10 protein-coding genes and 1 pseudogene are annotated in these 12138 nt (G+C 47.2%); 4 read left to right on the forward strand and 7 right to left on the reverse strand.

Annotation, left to right across the window (positions count from 1 at the left end):
• Together JRI95_12975 and JRI95_12980 are read right to left on the reverse strand one after the other, a co-directional pair.
• The coding region (locus tag JRI95_12975) for an ABC transporter substrate-binding protein (protein MBW2062455.1) at positions 1–992 on the reverse strand (992 nt) is incomplete at its 3' end.
• Positions 993–1122: 130 nt separating this feature from the next.
• Positions 1123–2043 carry a MurR/RpiR family transcriptional regulator gene (locus tag JRI95_12980; protein MBW2062456.1) on the reverse strand — a complete coding sequence of 307 codons (921 nt, stop codon included), beginning with the start codon at positions 2041–2043 and terminating at the stop codon, positions 1123–1125.
• A 203-nt stretch (positions 2044–2246) separates the two neighbouring features.
• On the opposite strand from JRI95_12980, the gene JRI95_12985 reads away from it, so the two are divergent.
• The 4 genes from JRI95_12985 (at position 2247) to JRI95_13000 (ending at position 6151) form a co-directional block, all read left to right on the forward strand.
• Positions 2247–3188 carry an ABC transporter permease gene (locus JRI95_12985; GenBank protein MBW2062457.1) on the forward strand — a complete coding sequence of 314 codons (942 nt, stop codon included), beginning with the start codon at positions 2247–2249 and terminating at the stop codon, positions 3186–3188.
• A 103-nt stretch (positions 3189–3291) separates the two neighbouring features.
• Complete coding sequence (locus JRI95_12990) at positions 3292–4089, forward strand: ABC transporter permease (GenBank protein ID MBW2062458.1); 798 nt, start codon at positions 3292–3294, stop codon at positions 4087–4089.
• Positions 4090–5136 (forward strand): ABC transporter ATP-binding protein, encoded by a 1047-nt coding sequence (locus tag JRI95_12995; protein MBW2062459.1) that lies wholly within the window; start codon positions 4090–4092, stop codon positions 5134–5136.
• Between the two features lie 4 nt (positions 5137–5140).
• On the forward strand, positions 5141–6151 hold the full coding sequence (locus JRI95_13000) for an ATP-binding cassette domain-containing protein (GenBank protein MBW2062460.1): 1011 nt from the start codon (positions 5141–5143) through the stop codon (positions 6149–6151).
• 277 nt (positions 6152–6428) lie between these two features.
• Here the strand turns inward: JRI95_13000 and JRI95_13005 are convergent.
• The 5 genes and pseudogenes from JRI95_13005 to JRI95_13025 form a co-directional block, all read right to left on the reverse strand.
• A pseudogene (locus JRI95_13005) lies at positions 6429–6837 on the reverse strand (type II toxin-antitoxin system VapC family toxin).
• Positions 6834–7748, reverse strand: a complete 915-nt coding sequence (locus tag JRI95_13010) for a hypothetical protein (GenBank protein MBW2062461.1) — start codon at positions 7746–7748, stop codon at positions 6834–6836. Before JRI95_13010 ends, JRI95_13005 begins: the two are co-directional and overlap by 4 nt.
• Before the next feature lie 501 nt (positions 7749–8249).
• The gene (locus tag JRI95_13015) at positions 8250–9503 is read right to left on the reverse strand and encodes an MFS transporter (GenBank protein ID MBW2062462.1); all 1254 of its coding nucleotides are present in this window, start codon (positions 9501–9503) and stop codon (positions 8250–8252) included.
• Between the two features lie 147 nt (positions 9504–9650).
• The gene (locus JRI95_13020) at positions 9651–9986 is read right to left on the reverse strand and encodes a CoA transferase (protein ID MBW2062463.1); all 336 of its coding nucleotides are present in this window, start codon (positions 9984–9986) and stop codon (positions 9651–9653) included.
• A gap of 374 nt (positions 9987–10360) precedes the next feature.
• Positions 10361–11833, reverse strand: a complete 1473-nt coding sequence (locus JRI95_13025; protein MBW2062464.1) for a sulfatase-like hydrolase/transferase — start codon at positions 11831–11833, stop codon at positions 10361–10363.
• Positions 11834–12138 lie beyond the last annotated feature (305 nt).

Genomic DNA, 12138 nt, shown 5'->3' on the forward strand with positions numbered 1-12138 from the left:
ACCTTTTTGTATTCAGGGTAGTTACCGACGGCTATTGTCATGAACTCATTCTGATCAACCATCATCAACAGCGCCTTTCGCGCCTTCACATTACTAAACGGGGGATGTAAAGTATTCATCCGAAGCTGACCTAATATCCCCAATGGGTTAGTGACTCGAAGCTCTATCCCACCGGCTTTTTTTATCATAGACAATATATCATAAGGCACTTTTTCCATGATATCGATTTCTCCGGCAATAAGGGCTTGTACAGCAGTATTAGCGTCAGGAATGACGCATACTTCCATACGGTCAACCTTTACGACCTTTCCGCCGGAATAACCGTCGGCAGGTTCACTTCGAGGCACATACCCGTCAAATTTTTTATAAACGATTTTACTCCCCGGAACCCACTTATCTTTTGCAAAAACAAAAGGACCGGACCCGATCGTTTCCTTGATCTGCTTTTTATAAGAGGTCAGCGCGTCTTTTTCGCGCATAATGAATCCTGGTATAACCGGGTTCGCCAAGGTCATGAGCACCGGCCCGAATTTCTCTTTAAAGTTAAGCTCAAAGGTCAATTCATCTTTGACGGCGATTGATTCGATCCGTTTCCTCATCGCCCTAGCGTCAACCCCTTTCCTTCCCCAGCGTTTCAGTGACGCGACAGCATCTTTGGCTGTCACGGGCGTTCCATCATGCCATTTCATGCCTTTACGGAGCGTAAAGGTATACTTCATGCCATCCGGGCTCATGGACCATGTATCAACCATCTGGGGTTTCGGCTCCCACTTGCTGTTCATTGCAAACAAGGTATCATAAATCAAATAACCGTGTGATATCGTGACCGAGTTTGTAGTAAAAATGGGGTCCAGGATTTTTAAGTCTCCAGCTGACATAACTCGGAGCGTGGTATCTGTGAGCCCAGGTGCGGCGAAAAGAACCAGGTTCATTGAGATTGCTAAAAAGAAGATTACAATTAAATGGAACCCTTTTGAAAAAATTTTTTTCATTTTAACCCTCCTCTTTTTCTTTAATCCTGCTTCCTGTTTTTTTAGGTTGCCTGATACGTCTTTAATAAATCTCCTGTAACCTTTTTATTTATTGGCACAGGGCTGCCTCTTGCTTAGAAACCGTACATTGCTAAAATTCCACATTGAGATCTGTAAAAAGTTTCTCCCGAAGTTTGAGTTCTTTGACGGCTTTTTTACCCAGATCGCGAGCAACCATCGTCAATAAAGATTCCAGGAAGACAACAGAAGCAACAATTCCATTGAAATAAAAGGGGCCTTCCGACGAAACAATAAAGGTGTGCTCTTCCTGAGATACAACTGGGGATCCATATGAGTCAGTGAGTGCGATAATCTTTATGCCTCGCTCCCGAATTGCAGCGCATGCGGTGACAGTATCCGTTGTATAGGGATGGAGAGTAATTATAAAAACCAAGTCATTTCTAGAAAGTTCCGCTATGTCCTCAGCCAGGGTATGACCTGCTCGACCGAGCAATGAAACCTCTTTGCGAATCAGTTTTAGAGTGTAAGAAAAGAAGTGAGCTATGGAAAAACTTTGACGGAGGCCGAGAACGCGAACACGCGGGGCCGTGGCTAAAAGATTGATTGCAGTCTCCAGCTTGACCTCATCGACATTTTCAATCATTTCCTGCACATTGACGAGTTCAGCCTCTGAAACCGCATGCAGAAGAGGAATGTTCTTACCGGTGGTTTTTGATTTTTCAGACAACAACTTTTGAGCATGTAAGCTATAAAAACTTTTTTTATTAGCGATATACTCACGGAATATGTCCTGAAAACTGCTAAATCCACTGTAACCTAATTTTTTCGCTAATCGAGTAAGCGTCGAGGCATTGATATTGTAATCTTTAGCAAGTTTATTTATGCTGGTTACCGCAGCGTAATTAGGCGCATCCACCATCTTTGCGAGTGTCTTCGTCGACTTCTGCCCCAGGTGAGGTAGAACTGACTTTCCCTGTCTCAGATCCCATAAGAAACTCTTTAGATCTTCAAGGGTCTGTGGAGGAACAATCTTGTTATGGTCAGCCATCATTACCATCCCTCGCTGATTTTTCATTCACGTTTAACAAAGATTTTGGCATTATGCAAGAAAAAAGTTCATTTGTTTATTATGAGCAATTTTTTAATGCATTTTTTATTGCATTGTCTCACAAGGTGTGTTATTTAAAATTCTATTTAAAATTCATTGTCACCGGGAAACGATAAATTTTCGGTACCGTCTTCTGGGAGTAAATCATGTGGGCTTATATTGTCAGGCGCATTTTCATGATCATACCGGTAATGGTGCTTGTGGCACTCATCGTTTTTTCCCTGCTCTATCTGGTTCCAGGAGACGCTGCTTCTATTCTCGCCGGAGATTTAGCCAGTCCTGAAGATGTCGAGCGTATCCGCGAGCAGCTCAATCTCGACGAACCAATTTATATCCAGTTTGTAAAATGGGTTTGGAGCCTGCTGCACGGCGATTTAGGGGAGTCAGTTTTCTATCAACTTCCAGTTTCAAGGTTAATGTTGCAGCGCCTTCAACCGACGCTGACGCTCGCCATAGGCACTATTATCGTTTCAGTGGCCCTGTCATTGCCAGCCGGCATAATCGCGGCCTTTAAGGCAGGGAAATGGGCAGATCGTGTGACTATGGCTTTCTCGGTATTGGGATTTTCAATGCCGATTTTCGTTGTGGGGTACCTTTTTATCTTTATTTTTTCGTTTAAATTAAACTGGTTTCCCATTCAAGGATATGTAGCTTTATCAGAAGGAATTCTTCCATGGATACGCAGCGTAACGCTGCCCTGCCTGACGCTTGGCGTTGTATATGCGGCCTTAATAGCCCGCATTACAAGGGCGACTATGGTTGAAGTTTTGACACAAGACTATATCCGCATGGCTTATGCCAAAGGAATGCCTTTGCGTATCGTGTTGATCCGTCACGCATTACGGAATGCCGCGGTACCAATCATTACCATCATTGGTCTCACTTTCGTGGTTTTACTGAGCGGAGTAGTGGTAACTGAAACCGTATTTAACATTCCTGGAATAGGCCGCCTTGTCGTGGATGCCATCTCACAGCGTGATTACCCAATCATACGCTCCGTTCTTTTTGTATTTTCATGGGTCTACGTGTTGATCAATTTGGTGATCGATATCATTTATTCGCTGGTCGATCCTCGTATTCAGTATTGACTTGGAGAGAAAGGAGTGGATTAAAACGGTGAGCTTCTCTAGATGGCATAAAAAATGGAGAAACCGTTTTAAAAGTACCCTGCAGTATCTGCGATACAACCCCATGATTCTTTGCTGTGTGCTGTTTCTGTTATGTGTTGTAGTTATTGCCTTGCTGGCGCCATATATCACTAAGGATCCAATAATAGCCAGCCCGCAGATTCGTCTGAGATCACCTGGCCATGAAAACTGGTTTGGTACCGATTCTTTCGGGAGGGATGTATTTGCACGCACTATGCATGGAACACGCACTTCCCTGATCGTGGGTCTTGGTGCTACAATTCTGGCTACCATCATTGGACTTAATATTGGCCTTGTAAGTGGGTACATTCGCATCGTTGATGCGATTGTCATGCGGTTAATGGATGCCCTAATGGCAATCCCGGGCATTTTATTGGCGATTGCCTTGATGACGTTATTTGGCGCTAGTATCATAAATGTTATCATTGCGATCTCATTGGCTCAGATACCAGGATTTGCGCGCCTGGTGCGGTCCATGGTACTTTCCCTTCGTGAACAGCCTTATATCGAGGCTGCCGTGTGTATTGGAACAAAACTCCCTAAAATCCTCTTCCGCCATATCTTGCCAAATATATTTGCCCCGTTAATTGCTCAGATGAGCTATGCTTTTGCCGCGGCGGTAATTTTTGAGGCTATTCTGAGCTTCCTAGGTGCCGGAACCCCTCCGGAAATACCCAGTTGGGGGAATATGGTGGCAGAGGGGCGTTTGACATTTTTTATAGCGCCCTGGGTCATTTTTTTTCCAGGAGCATACCTGGCATTCCTCGTTATTATTATAAATTTGCTTGGGGACAACCTGCGCGATACCTTGGATCCACGCATCGCAAAGGAATTAAAATAAATGGAACATATAAATTCCCACCCACAAACAGAATCTGGAGATTCAGCGAAACGCAAGCCTGTTTTAAAAGTAAATAATTTGCGAGTGTCTTTCCGTTCACGAAGTGTAACCGTCCGTGCGGTCAATGGAATTTCTTTAAAGCTGGATCGCGGTGAAATCCTTTGCCTTGTTGGTGAATCGGGATGCGGAAAGAGTGTAACAGCGATGTCAATTTTGCGGCTTTTACCTCAGCCACCTGCGAGGATCGATTCTGGCGGCATTGAGTTTATGGATCGTAATATCATGAAGCTCTCAAACAAAGAGATGCAAAAAATTCGCGGTGACAGGATTTCCATGATATTTCAATCACCCGTGACCTCCCTGAATCCTGTTCTCACTGTGGGGCGACAGATCACTGAAGGATTAGAGATTCACCTGGGGCTATCCAGAAAACAGGCTGCCAATCGAGCGATTCAAATCTTAGATCGCGTTCAAATTCCTGACCCGAAAAGGCTTATGAATCAACATCCTCATGAGTTATCCGGTGGGATGTGCCAGAGGGTGATGATTGCTGTCGCGCTTGTATCCAATCCCGATATCCTGATTGCTGATGAACCCACCACAGCCCTTGATGTGACAATCCAGGCACAAATCCTCAAATTGCTGATGAACCTCCAAAAGGATCTCAATACGGCCATATTGTTGATCACACATGATCTTGGAGTTGTGGCCGAGACAGCGCAGAGGGTTGCCGTGATGTATGCCGGTCATATTGTTGAAGAAGCAGGCGTCGAGGAGCTGTTTGCGCATCCTTATCACCCATATACCCGCGGTTTAAAGGAGTCAATCCCCAGAATCGGCAGGGCTGCTCAATCCAGCCAAGGGCTTCAGCGCCTGCACGAAATCGAGGGAATGGTGCCTTCATTAAGAGATGAAATCATAGGATGCGCTTTCGCACCCCGCTGTGCTTTTTCAACAGAACGTTGCCATATCGAAACTCCAAGCTTAATACAAGTTAGTCGGGACCACGCTGTTGCTTGTTGGGAATGCGATGAGGGTGTAAGCTGAAAGAATGGTTAACGAGCACAAAGTGTCTGATGTAAATAAAAATACCGAGATGGTACTGGAGATTCAAGACCTGAAGAAGCATTACCTGCTGAGAACAGGGATGTTATGGAAAAAGAAGCGTTACGTTTATGCTGCTGATGGGATAACTTTTTCAATCAACGCGTGTGAAACACTCGGCCTTGTCGGAGAAAGCGGCTGCGGAAAATCGACCGTTGGCAAGACCATCCTCAGACTCATTGATCCAACGGATGGCATCATTAAATTTCGATCAGTGGATATAACCAATCTTAGCAGGTTTGAGCTTCGTAAATACCGCAGGGAAATGCAGTTCGTTTTTCAGGATCCATACTTTTCTGTAAATCCCCGTATGTCAATTGGCAGTATCGTCGGCGAACCCCTCGAAAATTATAAATTGGCCCGGGGACAAAAAAAAGATGATATTGTCGAAGCAACACTGAACCGTGTCGGCCTGAGCTCTGAGCATATGGAGAAATATCCACATCAGATGTCGGGCGGACAGCTTCAACGGGTTGGTATTGCCCGCGCTCTCATCCTCAACCCAAAATTTATCATCTGTGACGAGGTTGTCTCGGCACTTGATGTTTCGGTTCAAGCACAGGTACTTAACTTGCTGATGGATCTCCAGGAAGAATACAGGCTATCCTATTTATTTATCACCCACGACCTTGCGGTAGTTGAACATATTAGTCATCGAATTGCGGTGATGTATCTTGGCAAAATTGTGGAACTCACCGATAGGGAAACATTGTTTGTGACACCGCAGCACCCTTATACGCAAGCGCTTCTCTCAGCTGCGCCGATCCCTGATCCAACTGCCAGAAAAGAGAGAACCTTACTCCTTGGAGATGTTCCCAGTCCCGTAAATCCACCCAAGGGATGTCGGTTTAACACTCGATGCCAATATTCTGAGCAACGTTGTCGAGTTCAAGAGCCCAAACTCAGAGAAACCGCTCCCGGACATCTGGTGGCCTGTCATCTACATGAAGCATCTTAATTTCGCCTTCGGCACCATCATTATATCAAAGGCGTGATCTTGAGGGGTTGCGCCTTTCGTCTTTTCCCAAGGTGCCCCTGGGTGCCTCATCATCAAGCTGATTCACGGCTTCGGGGAGTGAATCTCCATTTATTACGAGGCTTGATCGTTTTAGGCAAGTGACACTTCCTGTCGCGCGCCTGGTAGGTTTCCAGGGGCAGGCTGGCCAGGATATCCGTCTTTACAGGAGTGATATTAGCCCCTGGAAATTATTAAACATCTCCCGTATTCTCACATTTTAGCGGTTTATTAAAACCTTAAAGCCTTCTTGCGTGAAGTGATTATCGTTAGTCAGAACTTCGGAGATGGATTCAATCTTCATTGCATTCATTGAAATGCAATCAGTCAAACTGTATTCCTTGTCAAGGCGTTTTTCGTAGAATTTCACCCCTTCCAAAAAAGAGGAACGAGATTGTGGAATGACCTTAATATTTGGATTGTCAATGATTGCTCTCGCCATTTTAACGGCTTGACGACGAATATTTTCTCCGCCGCCCGACAGATGAGCCAGAAACTCAGTCAGAACCTCATCAGTTGTTACGAGGCGAACCTCCCAATGACCTAGCTTGCTTAGCGAGCTCCTTCCAGGGATCATTTGGCAAAACAATGGCAACCCAGTACAAGGTGTCAACAAATACTGCCTTCATCGTTTGGGTGTTCCGTAAAGATAATGATCCAAGTGGTCCGTGAGGTCAGAAGGGAGCTTATTCCAATCCTCCTCAGGTATTTCAGATGCCAGTTCTGCTAAAATATCCTCAATGGGCCGCGCCGTATTATCGTAAGTTATTTCTCCGACATCCAGAAGTTGCAATTTTTCTACCTGTGTGATTCGTAGTGGTTTACCTTGGGGAGAAAACTCACCACTTCCGATAATTTGAATTCGAATAGTTTGGTGATCCCTAAGAGCAGTAGTAACCTCGCTTTCCTGTTCTTGAGAAAATGTCACTGTAACGCCCGTCTTTTCATCTAACCACACCTGGAAACGTCCCTGGCGGACATCGGCTTCTAATACCTCTCCGGTTATATCTATATGATCTGCATACCCAACCTCGGCGAAAGTAGCTAAATGTGAACGTGTTGATGGTGTTATATGTGTGGGCTCCTTTCCGACTGGAACCACTTCGATTGTTTCGTCATCCGCTAGTCCTTGCCCCAATTGTTCATAATCGGACACAAGTGCCTTGGGGAAGTTATCTGGGAGTAATTCATTTTTTTCCACAGCTTGAAATACCTGATGAACTTGCTCAATAGCCTCTTTGATCTCGGTAGCCTGCTGTTCAAATAACTCCTCTTGCTCTGGTTCCTCAATGAACACCTCCAATGGCGCCACAGCACTTCCCTCTTCGATCCTACGGAGACATAATCGTGTACGTTCCTCAAACCGCTTCGGAAGCCGTTCACGATCAGGGTGGGCTATACGCCAATGAGCCTTTGCTGTTTCAGCCACAATTTTCTGAAATCGACTCAGTTCTGTAATAGCAGTGAGATCTAATGCGTGGTCGCGAAAGCGTGATCCTTTGAAGGCTAGTCTAACGACCTCTTTCCATTGCCCGCTCATTATTATACCTCCAATTTTTTCGTTTTATTCTTCAACCGCCAAGGTTATCTGATTTTTTATAGTTGACCCAAGATATTTAATTTACTTCCTACACTTTGCAATCGCCATTCTTTTTTTCTTAAACATTACAACGATCAGGTCAATGCTCGATTCGCTCAGTGCACTGACACGTCCTCTATATTACTACGCATAAACGATGGCCTTTAGTTTTATTGGTGAACTGCAACTTATTTTACTGTATTAACTCTCATCTTGCAAATCATGGAAAATGGGTGCCCATAGGGTGCCTTATGCGGCAGATTATGAGCACCCAGGTCAAAATTGATAGTAATAATTTCAACCACTTAGCCGCTCCGGGTTAATCCCCTCTTCGGCACCATCATTATATCAAAGGGTTGCGCCAATTGGCTCAGCCCTTTTTCAGTATTACCAAGGGTTAGGCGGGGGTTGCTCCTTATTTCTTTAATAATATTAGTCATTAATCTCACTATGCCGATTTTATTAAAATTTTGACATTTGAACTTGGGCCTTGTCAGGTATCAAGGGTGGCTTGGCGAGATACATCAACAGCGTTGCCAATAAACAGCCACCGGCGAATGCACTGAAGGCTATATAATAGCTTCCATAGACATCGTAAATGATCCCGGCTAATAGAGGACCCCCAGCGGTTCCGACCACTCGAAAGAGTTCCGCGTAGCCCGCGATGGCGCCCAGGGCCAGTCGGCCAAAATACTCCGGCCACACCATAACCTGGAGAACGATGCTTCCCCCTACAAATACTCCGTATAACAACATAGAGCCCAAGGCCATCGGAAAATTCGTAGCCAACATGATGAAAATAACTGAAGCGGCAAGGCCAAGATTGGTGATGAGGATGCAGTATCGCAGGTGAAGTCTTTCGGCCACCAGGCCCCAGAACAACCTGGATGGGATGGATGTGATGGCCACGCATCCCATAGCCAGAGCGGCCTTCGCAGGAGATACGCCCTGGTCGGTGAAACTGGCTGAAGCGTGCAGCCAAACCCCCATGATCGGAAATGAGGTAAGAACGAGGGAAAATAGGATGAGCCAGAATGCATGGGTCCTCATGGCCGCCCGTGCGGACCAATTCTCTTCGGTCTTCGGAGACCTCCTCTTCGTCCCTTCAACTGGCTCGCGAGCTGATTTTCCTTTGTCTTCCTCAACAGGCACTCCGTCGGGCAGGAGTCCCATGTCCTCAGGCCTGCGGCGTATAATCACGGCTGCCGGAAGGGCGAGAAGGGTCCACGTTAAAATACCCAGCATGACCCACGCGGCCCGCCAGGTCATTGTGGTTAACACCCATTGGGTGTACGGGATAATGACTAAAGCCGATATGGCGGCGCCCATCGTACAAAGGGCAAGGGCCCTGCCTCTTTCCACTATGAACCAGTTCGAAATCGTCGTCGTTGCGGCCATAAGGGAGAAGCATGGCCTGGCGATACCGACTCCAACCCCGAAAAGCAGATAGAATTGCCAGGGGTGATTGACCCAGGAGATGGCTACGAATAGTCCGCCTCCGGCGATGGCGCTCACCGGCATCAGAATCCTTGCCCCATACCTGTCAATGACGCGTCCAACAAGGGGCGATACGAAAGAGGTGGCAACAGCCGCCACTGTCACGGCGCCCATGATTAAGGTCCTGGTCCAACCCAGGCTCTCTGACATGGGCTTCACGAACACCGCCATGGCATCAATGGTCGCTCCAACTCCGATGAAAATGGAGAGGAAGCCCACCGCGACGATGTACCATCCATAAAACGGTTTGATTATGAGTTTCTTCAGCTGGAGTTTCCTTTTCTAGCCTAATATATTGTGCGGTCTTCTTCGCCTTCAAGTTGGAGGTTACTTTCCATAAGAGTTAGCACAGCCGGCCGACATTTATTAACAGTTTCGTTTCCGAATCAATCTCTCGTTCATCCAACGTAAAATCCGCTTTTTCTGACAGGTTTGCAAAGGCAATCCGGAACCGGCCTGGCCGGTCCGTTTACGCCTGCGCAGGGCCATGATGGCGGCCATGGCGGCCATGGTTCCGCCGGTGGAGTCCATGTGGAACATGGGCGTATTGTGAAGCGGATGATCGTCGTCAGGATAGCCCCTGACCCAATAATGGCCGGTCAGGGGCTCAGCGTTGTCACCCCAGCCGACATAATCTTTATACAAACCGGTTCGGCCATAACTGGGCATATTGATACAGATGAGACGCGGATTAACCTCCATCAGCACCTCAGGGCCTAGACGTTATTCAATATCCGAGCCGCCCCAGGCTAGCCAGTCCTTGCGGCTTCATTTCTTCATGCCGGCAGGACAACTGCGCCTTGAATTCGGCAAAAGAATATGAAATCAACGCTGATTGCCAAATGGAATGGTTAAGAGTCAGTTCTGATAAAAAACCTGCCCGAAAGTGTGGTGAACTGCGGATAAAAATCGCTCCTTAATAAAAGTCATAAATAATCCGGGCTAGAATGACCTTTCCACGCCGCGCTACCGCCAAGTTCACTGAATACCTTGTTGTCTCTTGTTACGGCAAGGGTGACAACGGCGCTTGTATAGCGGATCATCGGCTGGGGCGACGTTTATCCTCACCATGCCTGTTATTGCCACTGCTTACGCACCTTAGCGGATCCTCCCATTGCCGCAAACACGAATGCATCGGTCCCATCTTCCCACTTTGCACCGATGGGGCGTGTTTGCCCGGCGCCGGCATCGCAGGCAATGCCGTCTTTGTCTGGGATAACATACTCTTTAAACCAGGCTTCCATCTGACCCTTAAGGTCTTTGATGCGATGGGCCTGTGCCAGGTCTTCGACCAGGTTTTGACGTTCATCCGCATCATTAATCAGGTCGTAAAGCTCGTTTGGGCCGTCAGGATACCGGTGGACGTATTTCCAGTCTGTTGTACGAATCATGCGGCAGTAGCCATACTCGTCATAGATGACGACCGCATCACGACCCGTATCCTGTTCACCCTTCAAGGCGGGCAGGAAGGATTGGCCCGGCAGATTGGTGTCGGGCAATGGGAGATTAACGTAATCCAAGAGGGTCGGCATGAAGTCATGAGCGGAGACCATGGCCGACTGCACCATGCCTTTTGGAATGACGCCTGGATGGGAGGCGACAAAGGGCACTTTGATGGAGTTTTCATACATGTTGACCGGGTTGGTTCCGTTACCTTTACCCCAAAAGCCATGATGGCCGCACGAATACCCGTTGTCCGAGACGAAAACGACCAGGGTGTTGTCACGCAAGCCTTTGTCTTCGAGTTTGTCCAGGATACGTCCCACGTCGAGATCCATGGCGGTAACCGCGGCAAAATAACCTTTGAGACTTTCACGGTTGCCCAGATTGTTGCTCAGGCCAAGTGCGGTCGGGTCTGCCTTGGTCAGGTCTACATTTTTGGGCATAATCGCCCATGGATGGCGTTCTTCCTGAGGGCAGGAGTCAAACGGGCAGTCGTCGTAGGAGTCGACAATATCCTGGGGGTGTCCGGTCCAGGGGGAATGCGGTGCCGTGTAGTGAACGCTGAGATAAAACGGATTGTCAGCTGCGGCGTGGGCATCGATAAAATCCAGAGCGTCGTCAGTAATGGCATTGGTCACATACCCCGGCGCAACCGCTGCCACGCCGTCGCGAATCATTTTTTGATCGTTGTATTGGCCTGCACCGGTCGGATGGGCAAACCAGTGGGAGAATCCATGCTGTGTAAGAGCGCTGTGGCCCAGGTGCCATTTGCCGGAAAGACCGCAGGTCCAGCCGTGACTGGATAGGACATCGGTGTAGCAGATCTCATCATTGAGGAAAGTTTTCGCATCGGGACCGAAATTGGCACCGCCGGCAATGAAATCGTGTACGCCATGCTGCGACGGAATACGGCCGGTAAGAAAAGATGCCCGGCTGGCCGAGCATACGGGGATGGAAACGAAGAAATTCTCAAACCTTACGCCGGTTGCTGCAATGCGGTCGATGTTCGGTGTGCGGATTTCCGGATTGCCGTAACAACCTGCGGCCCAGACGCCCTGGTCGTCGGTTAATATGAATACGATGTTGGTTTTTTCCGGTGTTGACATGAGTACCTCCTTTAAATGTCTGGTAAGCAATAAACGTTATCGCTCTCTTGTTTACTGTGTACCGGTTATATCTCCTTATTCTTAGAATAATCAAGTTTAAAGTTGAAACATGGAATAAGTAAACTATCACCGACAAGGTCGGTGGCGGTTTACTAGTACGCACTAATTTCTCGTTTTAATGGTTCATTATAATTTATGGGTCTTCTCCATATTAGTTGATGATAATTTGATCTGGTCGATAGATTTTTTGCATCATTTAAACAAGTTACGTTCATAAAGGTGATTTGCTTATTATTAAACACTTA

The sequence above is a fragment of the Deltaproteobacteria bacterium genome (assembly GCA_019308995.1).
GTDB lineage: Bacteria > Desulfobacterota > Desulfarculia > Adiutricales > JAFDHD01 > JAFDHD01.